This window comes from Bradyrhizobium sp. 23AC, assembly GCF_054863025.1.
Map to the genome: position 1 here is coordinate 199,233 of NZ_JAVAYN010000001.1, position 12,514 is coordinate 211,746.

Below are 12,514 nucleotides of genomic sequence, written 5' to 3' on the forward strand. Positions count from 1 at the left end.
CCTTGAAACGAAATCCGATCTTTCTAATTCATCCCTCGCCACGGTGACGTGGCGCCGGATGCCATACGGGTCCGGCCAACGCCAACGGGAACTCCCCGGGGGTACTTGTATCCATGTTGCTCAAAGGAGGATGTGGCTATGAGAGCCTATGATCTAAACGACCTCTGGCGCTCGACCGTCGGGTTCGACCGCCTTTTCGACCTGGTCAACGGCGCGATGAACGACAGCGATAGCTATCCGCTGTATGACATCAAGCGCATCGGCGAGGACAGTTACGAAATCTCGCTGGCACTGGCCGGCTTCGCTCCTGATGAGATCACCGTCACCGCCGAGCGGAACATGCTCACGGTGGAAGGCCGCAAGGCCGACAAGGTTGATCACGACTATCTTTATCAGGGCATCTCGCTGCGGCCGTTCCGCCGCGTGTTCAACCTGGCCGAATTCGTCCAGGTGAAGGATGCGCATTTCGAGAACGGCATGCTCAGGATCGTCCTGGTGCGGGAGCTGCCGGAAGCGATGAAACCGCGTCGCATCGCGATCGACGTTGCCGGCAACGACAACCGGAAGATCGAGAAGAGCGCGGCCTGACGACTGGCTCGTCAAGCTGCGGCAGCGCAGGCCGTCGGCCGATGCCGCGCGCGGCTTGGCGTGCCTTGGGAATGGAACAGTCGAGAAAAAATGAAAGGAGTATGACATGGCACTTCGCGATCTCATGCCGTGGAACAACGGCTCTCGTGAGTTGGGCTCCTACCGCGGTGAGGGCAACCCTTTCCTGTCACTGCACCGCGAAATGAACCGGCTCTTCGATGACGCATTTCGGTCCTTCGATGTCGCCCCGTTCGGATCGGCTCACGCAATGGGCTGGCCGAATGTCGAGGTGAGCGAGACCGACAAGGAAGTCAAGGTGACGGCCGAGCTTCCCGGTCTCGAGCAGAAGGACGTCGCGGTCGAACTCGCCAACGGCATGCTGACCATCAGCGGCGAGAAGAAGAGCGAGACCGAAGACAAGGAGCGTCGCTTCAGCGAACGCTATTACGGGCGTTTCGAGCGGCGCATCCCTGTCGACGAAATCGAGACTGACAAGGTTGACGCGTCGTTCCACAACGGCGTTCTGACGGTCAAGCTTCCGAAGTCGCCGACAGCAAAGGAAAAAGTGAAGAAGATTGCGATCAAGAGCAACTAAGGCTGGTTGGGCGGGAGCAGCCCGCTGCTCCCGCCCGCCGCCTTTTACCCGATGGAGGCTCCGATGAACGTGCTTCATTCAGCCTTTTTGAACTCAACCTCGCTGTCGCATGACGCGGCCCGGCCCGTCACCCGATCGATTTTTCCCCGCGACGCGCACGCGCTGATCTACCGACCGGCTCGTTCGCCGATGACCTCGGCCCCTTTGCGCCGGCAGGAGTGGAAGCTGCGATTCGAGCGCCGCTCGCCGCTGCGGATCGAACCCCTGATGGGCTGGACCGAGGATGACGATCCCCTGGCGCAGGTCGAACTCTCGTTTCCGTCGGCGAAATCGGCGATCGCCTACGCCAACCGGCAGGGCCTGTCTTATACCATGCTGGGATCACCCGGGCGGGATCCAGAACTTCGGGCGATCCCACACGATCCTGCCAAGCGCCCCATCGACACAGCGGCGCATCGCGATGCAACAGCCACGCCGACTCGATCGCAAGAGGCGGCGTGAATGTTTGGCCGGAGTGATTTGAGATGACCAGCAAAACCCGCTTCAACATCGGCTACACGATCGCCGCCCTGCTCGGCATTCTGCTGATCCAGTACTTCGTCGCCACGGCAAGCCAGGTGGCGCCGATTCCCTACAGCCAGTTCAAGCAACTGCTGCGCGAGAGCAAGATCGAAAGCGTCGGCGTCTCCGACCGCTTCCTGCAAGGCACGCTGAAGGAGCCGCTGCCGGGCGGTCAGAAGCAATTCGTCACCACGCGGGTCGACCCGGAATTCGCCGGTGAGCTCGAAAAGTACGGCGTCCGATTCACCGGCCAGATCGAGAGCACGTTCCTGCGCGATTTGCTGTCCTGGGTGATGCCGGTGCTCCTGTTCTTCGGGCTGTGGTGGTACATCGGCAAGCGCGTTGCCGAGGGCCAGGGGCTTGGCGGCGGGTTGATGGCGATCGGCAAGAGCAAGGCCAAGATCTATGTCGAGTCGGATACGGGCGTGACCTTCGCCGACGTCGCCGGCGTCGATGAGGCGAAGGACGAACTGTGCGAAATCGTCGACTTCCTCAGGAATCCAAAGGAATATGGCCGGCTTGGCGGACGCATGCCGAAGGGCGTTCTGCTGGTGGGACCGCCGGGAACCGGCAAGACGCTGCTGGCCAAGGCCGTCGCCGGCCAAGCCAAGGTTCCGTTCTTCTCGATCTCCGGATCGGAATTCGTCGAGATGTTCGTGGGCGTCGGCGCGGCAAGGGTGCGCGACCTGTTCCAGCAGGCACGCGAAAAAGCCCCCGCCATCATCTTCATCGACGAACTCGACGCGCTCGGCCGGGCACGCGGCATCGGCCCGTTCGCCGGCGGACACGACGAGAAGGAGCAGACACTCAATCAGCTGCTGGTCGAACTCGATGGCTTCGACTCGCGTTCCGGCCTCGTCATTCTCGCGGCCACGAACCGGCCGGAAATCCTGGATCCCGCGCTGTTGCGCGCCGGCCGCTTCGACCGTCAGGTGCTGGTCGACCGACCCGACAAGAAGGGGCGCATCGAAATCCTCAAGGTGCACATGAAGAAGGTGCAGCTGGCCCCGGACGTCGATGCCGAAGCGGTCGCATCTCTGACGCCCGGGTTTACCGGAGCCGACCTTGCCAACCTCGTCAACGAAGCGGCGCTGCTGGCGACCCGACGCGGCGCCGAGGCGGTCGCAATGACCGATTTCAGCAACGCGGTGGAACGCATCGTCGCGGGACTGGAAAAGCGCAACCGCCTGCTCAATGCCAGGGAGCGTGAGATCGTGGCCCATCACGAGATGGGGCATGCGCTGGTGGCGCTGTCACTGCCGGGCGTCGATCCCGTGCACAAGGTGTCGATCATTCCGCGCGGCGTCGGCGCGCTCGGCTACACCATCCAGCGCCCGATCGAGGACCGTTTCCTGATGACCAAAGAGGAGCTGGAGAACAAGATGGCGGTGCTGCTTGGCGGCCGCGCGGCCGAATTGATCGTATTCGGCCATCTCTCGACCGGTGCCGCAGCCGACCTCCGCCGCGTCACTGACATCGCGCGCAGCATGGTAACGCGCTACGGCATGTCGGAAAAGCTCGGCAGCGTCGCCTATGATCACGAGCCCGGCAGCTTGCTGGCCAGCGCCGACCGGGCCTATCCCGTGCGCGAGCGCGACTATGCGGAAGAGACCGCGGCAGCCGTCGATCACGAGGTACGCGCGATCGTCGAGCGCGTGTTCCAGCGTACCCAGGGCATCCTGAACGCGCGGCGTGCGATCCTCGATCGGGCCGCGAAGAAGCTACTCGAGAAGGAGACGCTTGAGCAGAGCGATCTCGACGCGCTGATCCGCGAAACGCCGAAGGAGACCTTGCGAGCAGTGTGAGCCTAGTCCGCGTCGGCGACGCAAATGGCAGTCGCCGGGCCGGAGAGGCTGGGGTTCGTCGTTGCAGATGGCTGCCCGATACGACCAAGCTCGTAGCTTCCCCTCGCCCAGCTACTCCTCCATTAGCCTTGCGCGCGTGGAGGCAAAGGGCGATTGCGTTCTCGCTGATAAATATCTTCGCGTCTGTCCTGATCTCGGACAAGCCAATAGACGCCACCGAGTGCCAGAATCGATACAGCAAGCGCAAAGAGGTGCGTCGCATCAGTGCTCGCGAGATCGATAATAATCATCTTTCGGACGATGGCCAAAAGAGCAATGAGAATGACGGTGCGGACTTGCACAACACCTTCGCGTCGTTCCGCCACGACCAATAGCGATCGCTTGAATTCCAGGGCAATGATGACCGTGAGGATCGTTCCGAATATCGCCTGGAAAATCGAATAGTCGGTCGGATCGAACGAACTCGTCAACAGGATGCTGATCAGAATCTTCAGCGTCAAATTCCACACCGCAAACACGACGACAATAGCGATCAGCCCCGTCAGCACGAGGATCACGAGGTGCTCGAATCTCTGATAGAATGTCATCAATGTCCATTCCGCACGCGCGGCAGCGAACACCTCTCTCAGCGACATTAGGCGCCTCCTCTCCCCTTCATGCTCCAAGACGACGACTGACGACTCGGCGCCGGCCCCTCAACTTGAGCATCTCCCTTGGCATCTTCCTATCGACGGGAAGCCAGGGTCCTTGGCCATCTTCGAAACCCGTGCGCTTGCTTCACTTGCGCGGTCGCTTTGCGTCCGAGATCAGCCAGAATCGGTGTCCGGTCGTCGATCTCCGCGATCGGCTCTTGCTTAAACCTTGAAGCGAGACTGCGGGTACTCGCCGAGCGGGGATCGGCACGTGGCTTGCGCTGCCGGGCAAGAGCGGGCTGACTCCACCCTTCAGCGAACGATCACGCCGGTCCAGGCCGGAGGATCGCTCGCCGGAAGGGATTCGATGCTCGCCTCTTCGACCGAATCGAGCGTCGGGATCTCTTTCTGTTCCGTCCGCCGATCGTCCCCTCGCCTGGTCTCGTCATCCTCGCGAGCGGGTTGGTCGGTGCGTTCGAGATCGGCTCGTCTCCGAGATCCCAACTGAACGTCCATAGGTCGTTCCCTTCCAAGCTCTGGGCACGCTGTCGCTCAAGCGGCCGCCTTGCCCCGCTCCGACGTCGCACGTCGCTCCAGCACAACCGCCTGCCGAATGCCGTCCCACCGTGCCAGGACCATGTCACCCTCGTGCACATCGTTGGCGAGCAGCGCACGGGCCAGCTCGGTTTCCAGTTCGGAGCGGATTAGCCGACGCAATTCGCGGGCGCCATACTCCGGTCGGAAGCCCGCGGCGGCAACGTGCTCGATCAGCGAGTCATCGATCTCAAGCGTGACGCCCTGCCCGTGCGCGGTCCGCTTCACGCGCTCAAGCTGCAGATCGACGATGCTGCGGATCTGTTCGCGATCGAGCGCATGGAAGACAATGATCTCGTCGATGCGGTTGAGGAACTCCGGCCGGAAATGCCCGCGCAAGATATCCATCAGCTCGCGCCGCAGCTTCGCCTGGTCGTCCGCGTCCCTCTCTCCCATGCGCAGCTGCCGCTGGATGATCTCGGCACCGAGATTGCTCGTCGCGATGATGATCGTATTGGTGAAGTCGACGACGCGGCCTTTGCCATCGGTCAGCCGGCCATCATCGAATACCTGCAAGAGAGCATTGTAGACATCCGGATGGGCCTTCTCGATTTCGTCGAGAAGCACCACGCTGTAGGGCCGCCGGCGCACGCGTTCGGTGAGCTGCCCGCCTTCCTCATAGCCCACATAGCCCGGCGGAGCGCCAATCAGCCGGGCGACGGTGTGCCGCTCCATGTATTCCGACATGTCGAGCCGCACGATGGCATCCTCGTCGCCATACACCGCCTCCGCCAGTGCCTTGGCGAGTTCGGTCTTGCCGACACCCGTCGGACCCAGGAACAGGAAGGTGGCGATCGGCCGGCGACCCTCGCGCAAGCCTGCGCGGGCGAGCCGCACGGCGTCGCTCACGGCTTTGACCGCCTCATCCTGTCCGATCACACGCTGGTGCAGCCGCTCCTCGAGCTTGACCAGCCGCTCGCGTTCCTCGGTTGTCAGCTCGCTGACGGGAATGCCGGTGAGCTTGGAGACCACCTGCGCGATATGCTCGCTGCGCACCTCGGCGGTTCCGGAGCCCCGGCTGCGGCGCCAACGCTCGTTCGCCTGCTGCAATTCATTGCTCTTGGCCTCGTGCTGTCTCTGAATCTCGGCGGCGCGGTCGAACTGCTTGCGCGAGGTGGCGTAGTCCTGCTCACGCTTGAGCTGCCGCGTTTCCGCCTCCAGTTCCTGTACGTCGACCGGCCGCGCGGTCGCGGAGATCTTCACCCGTGCGGCGGACTGGTCGATCAGATCGATCGCCTTGTCGGGCAAGAAACGGCCGGTGACGTAGCGATCCGAGAGTTCCGCGGCCGCGATGATCGCTTCGTCCGTGATAGTCACCTTGTGATGCGCCTCCAGCGTGTCGCGCAGGCCGCGCAGGATCATGATGGTCTGCGCAACACTTGGTTCCGGGACAAAGATGGGCTGGAACCGGCGTTCCAGTGCGGCATCCTTCTCAACATGCTTCTGATATTCGTTCAACGTGGTGGCGCCAATGAGATTGAGCTCGCCCCGCGCAAGCGCCGGCTTGAACACATTGGCGACATCGAGCCCGCCTTCGCCGCCACCCTGGCCGGCCCCGACTATGGTGTGAATCTCGTCGATGAACAGGATCTGCTGGTCCTGGCGCTCCGTCACCTCCATGAGCACCTGCTGAACGCGTTCCTCGAATTCGCCGCGGTATTTCGAGCCCGCCACCAGGGAATTGATGCTCAGTTCCACAAGACGCTTGTCTCGCAGCGTCTCCGGCACTTCTCCCGCAACGATGCGCTGTGCCAGCCCCTCGACGATTGCCGTTTTCCCGACGCCGGGCTCGCCGATCAGCACGGGGTTGTTCTTCTTGCGCCGCGCGAGCACCTCGATTGTGGTCTCGATCTCGTGGGCGCGCCCAATCACGGGGTCGAGCTTTCCTTCGCGCGCGAGCTTCGTCAGATCGCGGGAGTATTTGTCGAGGGTCGGCGTATTGGTGGGCGTTTCGACCTGACCTGTCTCGGCTCCACGCCCGACTACCTTGACGATTTGCTGCCTGATCGCCTGCGGCGTGAGCCCGTAGCGGCGCAGCACTTCGCCGGCAATGCCTTCCTCCTCCTCGGCGAGGCCGATCAGGAAGTGCTCGGGGCCGACATAGGAATGGCCGAGATCGTGGGAGGCGTTGAAAGCGTGACCGAGAACGCTCTTCAGGCGCGGCGTGACACCGATTTCGGCGCTTTCGTCTGGCTTGGTGTCGCCGCGCGGCGCGTCCTGTTCGACCTGTCGGCGCAGTTCGTCGACGGAGATATTGAATTGGCCGAGCACCGTGCGGACGACGTCGCTCTCGCTGAGTGCCAAAAGCAGATGTTCAGTGTCAACCTCCCGCCGTCCGAAGTCGACGGCGCGGCGCGCCGCCACCTGCAACAGCTCCTTGGCGTGTTCGCTCAGGCGCTCCTCTGCATCGCCGGTCCGACGCCCGCGGCTCGATCCGATCGGGATGGACTGGCCGGTCGGCCCCGCTCGATCGCCGAACGGGGTCCCGCCAAAGAAGTCATCGCCGAAGAAGTCGTCGAGCAGGCTCCCGCGTCCCCCGAACAACGACTCCAAGCGAGAGCTCGGACGCTGCTGCCGCGCCAAGCGGCGATAGTCGATCTCGCACAGGTCGAGTGTCTGGCTTTGCCCGTCGCCGGTCGTTACCCGGGCGCGCACACTTGCCGGACGGACACCGCAGATATCACACAGCTTAGCCATGGGTGCGCTCCTTTGAATGGTGCGGGTCTTTTCGGAACGAGGACAGCACAGGCAGGCGCAAAATGCACCGCCAAGCTACCTTTGCGGGTCCTGGTCGGTTGACCCCGTTTCTCGTGCTCATAGTTCAAAGAAAAAAGGCGCTCGTTTGGGCCTTAGCCTCAGTTCCGATAGCAGGATTGAATGATCCGCTGGTCCCGCTGCGCGGAGGACCTTCGCCGTTGCCGAATGTTGAAGCCAGACTTTTGCACGCAACACGCAGCACAGGCAGAGGTTCCAAGCAGGCTGAGATTTCGTTAAGCTGCTGTCTCGCATCCCGTCGCCGCAATTAAATTCACGCCAGCGGCTCCGGCCGCTAGCCTTCTGCCGTACTGCTTGCTGAAGTGGCCGATAATTCGCCTGTCGAAAATTCTAAGACGGCCTCAACGAGGTGATCCGCGAGGGTCAGAGGATGGGTGAATTTCGGACCGACGCCCCCGCCGCGAGCTCCTGTCGATCATCGTCGCCAATCACGACAGGCGTTCCTCGAATGGTATCGGCGCAGCCACGAGCTCAGAGCGGCACCAAGCTCGTCAGGGCCATGCGCGGGATCATCCCAACCGGGTCTGACCGGGAAATAGATTAGTCGCGTTTGCGGAGCGCCGAGCACTCTTCCAATTCGCTCTGGCCATTGGGAGGACAGCTCCGCCACGCAAGCCTCTCTCACGGAGCCCGCAGGCGTACCGTCAAGCGCACAAAATCGCGCAAAGTCGTAATTTGGCGTAGAAAATCGTAGAGTTGGTGCCCAGGGGCGGAATCGAACCACCGACACTGCGATTTTCAGTCGCATGCTCTACCAACTGAGCTACCTGGGCGTGCTCCAAGAGAGGGGCCAAAGCCCATCGAGCGGGCGGTTTATAGTGGGCCGGAAGCGGCCTGTCCACCCGGCTTCGCCAAGTGGCTTCGCCGGGCGCGGCCCGGCTGTGCACAAGCTGCGCCGGGCTTGCCGCGGCTGGCGCGCGGCGCGACGATCATTCAACCAAGATATTGATATTGTTTAGCTATTCGATATCGTCCACGTCGTCATCGCGGCCGGGGATGACGTAGGAGCCTTTCAGCCAGCGGTTCAGGTCGACGTCGCGACAGCGCGAGGAGCAGAACGGACGGGTGGCCTCGGACTGCGGCTTGCCGCAGATCGGGCAGGTTTTGAGCGGGCTGGCGGGCTTTTTGACGTGGTCGTCCATGATGTCGGCGGCTTGCACGGGGTGAAGGGGTTCAAGAGCCTGTCGGCAAACAGGTTCCTCGTACCGGCGGCGCGTGCGCCCCCTCAGGCCATTCTACTGTGCATGGGCTTGTTTTCGCGATTTTGTTGGGCCGCGGCTTGCCGGCTCACACCGCGGTGGCGTTGAGCCAGCCGAAGCGGATCGGAAAGCCCTCGCCGCCGAGCAGCGTGGTGGTCTCGTAGAGCGGCAGGCCGACGACGTTGGTGTAGGACCCCACCATCTTCACCACGAACGAGCCGGCGATGCCCTGCACGGCGTAGCCGCCGGCTTTGCCGCGCCATTCGCCGGAGCCGATATAGGCCTGGATGTCGTCTTCCGAGAGGCGCTTGAAGCGGACGCGGGTCTCGACCAGCCGCTGGCGGAAGGCCTCGCGCGGCGTCACCAGGGTGATCGCGGTGTAGACGCGGTGGTTGCGACCCGACAGCAGCCGCAGGCACTGCGCGGCCTCGTCCACCAGATTGGCCTTGGGCAGGATGCGGCGGCCGACCGCCACCACCGTGTCGGCGGAGAGGATGAAGGCGCCGCGCAGCTCGTCATCCAGCTGTACCGATTTGAGCGCCGCGTCCGCCTTGGCCCTTGCGAGGCGATTGGCACAGGCGCGCGGCAGCTCGCCCCGCTTCGGCGTCTCGTCGACGTCGGCCGGCCGGAGCGCGTCCGGCTCGATGCCGGCCTGGTTGAGCAGCGACAGGCGCCGCGGCGAACCGGAGGCAAGTACGAATTTGGGGCGGCCAAGCATCAGGTGATTTGGGGGATGAGCAGGGGGTGAATTGCGCGCGGAACCTATCGGAAGGGGGCTGATTTCACAACCCGGGAACCCGAGCTTTGGTGATTCGAGGGGATGCCGAGATGCGTGTGCCCTCAGTCTGTGACGCCGGTGTTACGGGTGCCGAATGCTACCCGCTCGCCGCGCCGACCTTGGCAAACCGCCGGCGGATGCGCATCAGCAGCTGGTCGCAGACGTCGCGATAGGCTGCCAGCTTCTGGTCGCGGCTGCCCTCGATGGTGGTTGGATCCTGCGTCGGCCAATATTCGACGTCGGCCGCCAGCGTCCGCGTCAGCTCCAGCGCCTTGTGGTGCGCCTCGGGCGAGAGCGTGATGATGAGGTCGAAATTCAGCCCCTCCCAATCCTCCAGCTCCTCGAAGGTCTGCGGCTTGTGGGCGGAGATGTCCTGGCCGAGCTCGGCCATCACGGACACCGCGAATGGATCGAGCTCGCCGCGCCTCGCGCCCGCCGATTTCACGTAGAGGCCTTGCGGAAACATGTGTTGCAACAGGCTCTCGGCCATCGGCGAGCGCACGCTGTTCATCGCGCAGGCGAACAGCACCGATTGCGGATCGCGTGCGCGTGGCGGACCCGCCATCGCGCCTAGCCCTTCCAGTGCAGGACAGTAATGAGCGTGAACAGCCGGCGCGAGGTCTCGAAGTCGACCCGCACCTTGCCTTTCAGCCGCTCCTGCAGCGTGCGCGATCCCTCGTCATGGATGCCGCGCCGGCCCATGTCGATGGCCTCAATCTTGTCGGGGGTCGCGGTGCGGATCGCCTGGTAGTAGCTGTCGCAGATCATGAAATAGTCCTTCACGATCCGACGGAACGGCGTCAGCGACAGCAGATGCGCGACGACCGGCGTGCCGTCCTCACGGCGGATGTCGAACATCAGGCGATTGCCGGTGATGCCGATATGCAGCGTGAACGGGCCCTTCCCGTCGGCGCCATCGGGCGCGAACAGGTTCTGCTCGATCAGATCGTAGATCGCGATCGCGCGCTCATGCTCGATATCAGGCCCGGAACGGCCGATCGATTCTTCGTCGAGCGTGACGCCGACGATGCGATTGGTCGAGTCGTCCTGTTCGGGCAGCACTGTCATGACAGATTGAGGCGCAATCCAATCGAACGCGAATGGGCGTCCAGCCCCTCCGCTTGTCCGAGCGTCATCGCGGCAGGACCGAGCGCGCGCAGCTGATCCGGGCCGCATTTCAGGATCGAGGTGCGCTTCATGAAGTCGTGCACCGACAGCCCTGAGGAGAATCGCGCCGAGCGCGCCGTCGGCAGCACATGATTGGAGCCGCCGACATAGTCGCCGATCGCCTCCGGCGTATGGGGCCCGAGGAACACCGCGCCGGCATTGCGGATCTTCGCAGCGAGCGCATCGGGATCAGCCGTCATGATCTCGAGATGCTCCGCGGCGATCGCGTCCGCGAGCGGAATGCTATCGCCTAAGTTCTTCACCATGATGATGGCGCCGAAATCGGCCCAGGACGCGCTGGCAATCGCGGCACGCGGCAGCGTCTTCAACTGCGCCTCGACCGCCTTTTCGACGTCGGCGGCAAGGCGTGCGGAATCGGTGATCAGGATCGACTGCGCGCTGGCATCATGCTCGGCCTGCGCCAGGAGATCCGCGGCGATCCAGTCGGCATTGCCGGTGTCGTCGGCGATCACCAGCACCTCGGAGGGGCCGGCGATCATGTCGATGCCGACCTTGCCGAACACCAGCCGCTTGGCGGCGGCGACATAGGCATTGCCGGGGCCGACGATCTTGGCGACCGGCGCGATCGTCGCAGTGCCGTGCGCCAGCGCCGCCACGGCCTGTGCGCCACCGACACGGTAGATCTCGGTGACGCCGCCGAGCGAGGCCGCCGCCAGCACCAGCGGATTGAGCTTGCCGTCCGGCGAGGGCACTACCATCACCAGGCGCGAGACGCCGGCGACCTTCGCGGGCACCGCGTTCATCAGCACCGAGGACGGATAGGCGGCGGTGCCGCCGGGCACGTAGAGGCCGGCGGATTCGATCGCGGTATAGCGCCAGCCGAGTTCGACGCCGAGCGGGTCCGTGAAGCGCTCGTCCTGCGGCAGCTGCCGACGGTGATAGATCTCGATGCGGTCCCGCGCGAGCTTGAGCGCATCCAGTGTCGCGGCATCGCACGCCTTGTTCGCGGCCTCGATTTCGGCCGCGGTGACGCGAAGGCCGGATGCATCCAGCGTCAAGCGGTCGAACTTTGCGGTGGCCTCGAGCAGCGCGGCATCGCCCCGCTTGGCCACGTCGTCGACGATCGCGCGTGCGGCGGCTTCGACGTCGGCCGAGACCTCGCGTTTGGCGGCGAGGAAGGCCGCGAATCGCTGGTCAAAATCGGCGCTGCTGCGGTCGAGGCGAACGGGCATGTCTGGCTTGGCTTCTGGCTGGTCTTTGGGGCGGATTGGCGCCCCAGGTCCCCTGCTCAATGGCGCGGCGGGGAAGCGGCGTCAACCCTCGCAAGCCGCCGTTCTGGCGCAGGCCTGAGCCGGTGCGGCTGGTATACAGGTCACCTCATCCCTCCCCTTCGATCTCCAACCCCGTTCCCAGCGCGTCGGCGCCGAGGTCGGTCAGCTCACATTCCAGGCATTCGACGTCGAGCCGGATGGCGCCGCCCTCGGCGAACAAGAGCAGGGCGCTGCCGCCAGGCTCCTCGTCGCGCCCGTCCCGGGGATGAAACTCGATGCCGACGAGGTCCAGGACCTTGTCGGGAGCCGCGAGCTCGATGTTGCGCGACTTGCAGGCGAGCACGCGGTCGAAGCGGAGCGCGGCGACCAGCCGGCGCGGCTCGGCCTCGCCCTCCAGCGTCTGCTCCCAGTCCAGCCGGCTCATCCCGACCACAAGCCGCTTCTCGCTTTGTCGCCAGATGATGTCGGAAGCCTGGACACGGGCATCCTGGACATGGGTCGAGATCACGGCGAGATCGTCGGCGTCGAGTGCGATCAGTTTGAGCTGGGGCGACATCGCCGACGCTTCTCCTTCGAAATGGACAGGGC

13 protein-coding genes and 1 tRNA gene are annotated in these 12,514 nt (G+C 63.9%); 4 read left to right on the top strand and 10 right to left on the bottom strand.

Going from position 1 to position 12,514, the window contains the following annotated elements; translation table 11 throughout:
* Positions 1-138 precede the first annotated feature (138 nt).
* The 4 genes from RAD10_RS00905 (at position 139) to ftsH (ending at position 3,549) form a co-directional block, all read left to right on the top strand.
* Entirely contained in the window at positions 139-588 is a 450-nt protein-coding gene (locus tag RAD10_RS00905) for an Hsp20 family protein (protein WP_104465882.1), read from the top strand.
* A gap of 106 nt (positions 589-694) precedes the next feature.
* Positions 695-1,183, top strand: a complete 489-nt coding sequence (locus RAD10_RS00910; RefSeq protein ID WP_091955725.1) for an Hsp20/alpha crystallin family protein — start codon at positions 695-697, stop codon at positions 1,181-1,183.
* Between the two features lie 63 nt (positions 1,184-1,246).
* Positions 1,247-1,684, top strand: coding sequence for an NADH dehydrogenase ubiquinone Fe-S protein 4 (locus RAD10_RS00915; protein ID WP_461615954.1), 438 nt, complete (start codon positions 1,247-1,249; stop codon positions 1,682-1,684).
* A 23-nt stretch (positions 1,685-1,707) separates the two neighbouring features.
* Positions 1,708-3,549: an ATP-dependent zinc metalloprotease FtsH gene (gene ftsH / locus RAD10_RS00920; protein ID WP_461615955.1), complete on the top strand. Its 1,842-nt coding sequence runs from the start codon at positions 1,708-1,710 to the stop codon at positions 3,547-3,549.
* Between the two features lie 122 nt (positions 3,550-3,671).
* Here the strand turns inward: ftsH and RAD10_RS00925 are convergent, their stop codons facing one another.
* The 10 genes from RAD10_RS00925 to RAD10_RS00970 all read right to left on the bottom strand — a co-directional run bounded on the left by RAD10_RS00925 (position 3,672) and on the right by RAD10_RS00970 (position 12,482).
* Positions 3,672-4,184 carry a phosphate-starvation-inducible PsiE family protein gene (locus tag RAD10_RS00925; protein WP_091955721.1) on the bottom strand — a complete coding sequence of 171 codons (513 nt, stop codon included), beginning with the start codon at positions 4,182-4,184 and terminating at the stop codon, positions 3,672-3,674.
* Between the two features lie 309 nt (positions 4,185-4,493).
* Positions 4,494-4,697, bottom strand: a complete 204-nt coding sequence (locus RAD10_RS00930; RefSeq protein WP_091955718.1) for a hypothetical protein — start codon at positions 4,695-4,697, stop codon at positions 4,494-4,496.
* 36 nt (positions 4,698-4,733) lie between these two features.
* Complete coding sequence (locus tag RAD10_RS00935) at positions 4,734-7,472, bottom strand: ATP-dependent Clp protease ATP-binding subunit (protein WP_461615956.1); 2,739 nt, start codon at positions 7,470-7,472, stop codon at positions 4,734-4,736.
* Positions 7,473-8,247: 775 nt separating this feature from the next.
* Positions 8,248-8,323 (bottom strand) — tRNA-Phe (locus RAD10_RS00940).
* 186 nt (positions 8,324-8,509) lie between these two features.
* On the bottom strand, positions 8,510-8,692 hold the full coding sequence (gene yacG, locus RAD10_RS00945; protein WP_461615957.1) for a DNA gyrase inhibitor YacG: 183 nt from the start codon (positions 8,690-8,692) through the stop codon (positions 8,510-8,512).
* Positions 8,693-8,837: 145 nt separating this feature from the next.
* Complete coding sequence (locus tag RAD10_RS00950; RefSeq protein WP_007597557.1) at positions 8,838-9,467, bottom strand: Maf-like protein; 630 nt, start codon at positions 9,465-9,467, stop codon at positions 8,838-8,840.
* Between the two features lie 157 nt (positions 9,468-9,624).
* Positions 9,625-10,092 carry an arsenate-mycothiol transferase ArsC gene (locus RAD10_RS00955; protein ID WP_018321267.1) on the bottom strand — a complete coding sequence of 156 codons (468 nt, stop codon included), beginning with the start codon at positions 10,090-10,092 and terminating at the stop codon, positions 9,625-9,627.
* Between the two features lie 5 nt (positions 10,093-10,097).
* Positions 10,098-10,595 (bottom strand): UPF0262 family protein, encoded by a 498-nt coding sequence (locus tag RAD10_RS00960; RefSeq protein WP_104463562.1) that lies wholly within the window; start codon positions 10,593-10,595, stop codon positions 10,098-10,100.
* Entirely contained in the window at positions 10,592-11,887 is a 1,296-nt protein-coding gene (gene hisD, locus RAD10_RS00965) for a histidinol dehydrogenase (protein WP_442548052.1), read from the bottom strand. The genes RAD10_RS00960 and hisD overlap by 4 nt, the downstream gene beginning before the upstream one ends.
* A gap of 145 nt (positions 11,888-12,032) precedes the next feature.
* Positions 12,033-12,482, bottom strand: a complete 450-nt coding sequence (locus RAD10_RS00970; RefSeq protein WP_018321264.1) for a DUF2948 family protein — start codon at positions 12,480-12,482, stop codon at positions 12,033-12,035.
* Positions 12,483-12,514: the final 32 nt, after the last annotated feature.

Excerpts from the sequence above, each read along its gene's own strand:
- RAD10_RS00905 (WP_104465882.1), top strand. The coding sequence starts at position 139 with ATGAGAGCCTATGATCTAAACGACCTCTGGCGCTCGACCGTCGGGTTC.
- RAD10_RS00910 (WP_091955725.1), top strand. The coding sequence starts at position 695 with ATGGCACTTCGCGATCTCATGCCGTGGAACAACGGCTCTCGTGAGTTG.
- RAD10_RS00915 (WP_461615954.1), top strand. The coding sequence starts at position 1,247 with ATGAACGTGCTTCATTCAGCCTTTTTGAACTCAACCTCGCTGTCGCAT.
- ftsH (WP_461615955.1), top strand. The coding sequence starts at position 1,708 with ATGACCAGCAAAACCCGCTTCAACATCGGCTACACGATCGCCGCCCTG.
- RAD10_RS00925 (WP_091955721.1), bottom strand. The coding sequence starts at position 4,184 with ATGTCGCTGAGAGAGGTGTTCGCTGCCGCGCGTGCGGAATGGACATTG.
- RAD10_RS00930 (WP_091955718.1), bottom strand. The coding sequence starts at position 4,697 with ATGGACGTTCAGTTGGGATCTCGGAGACGAGCCGATCTCGAACGCACC.
- RAD10_RS00935 (WP_461615956.1), bottom strand. The coding sequence starts at position 7,472 with ATGGCTAAGCTGTGTGATATCTGCGGTGTCCGTCCGGCAAGTGTGCGC.
- yacG (WP_461615957.1), bottom strand. The coding sequence starts at position 8,692 with ATGGACGACCACGTCAAAAAGCCCGCCAGCCCGCTCAAAACCTGCCCG.
- RAD10_RS00950 (WP_007597557.1), bottom strand. The coding sequence starts at position 9,467 with ATGCTTGGCCGCCCCAAATTCGTACTTGCCTCCGGTTCGCCGCGGCGC.
- RAD10_RS00955 (WP_018321267.1), bottom strand. The coding sequence starts at position 10,092 with ATGGCGGGTCCGCCACGCGCACGCGATCCGCAATCGGTGCTGTTCGCC.
- RAD10_RS00960 (WP_104463562.1), bottom strand. The coding sequence starts at position 10,595 with ATGACAGTGCTGCCCGAACAGGACGACTCGACCAATCGCATCGTCGGC.
- hisD (WP_442548052.1), bottom strand. The coding sequence starts at position 11,887 with ATGCCCGTTCGCCTCGACCGCAGCAGCGCCGATTTTGACCAGCGATTC.
- RAD10_RS00970 (WP_018321264.1), bottom strand. The coding sequence starts at position 12,482 with ATGTCGCCCCAGCTCAAACTGATCGCACTCGACGCCGACGATCTCGCC.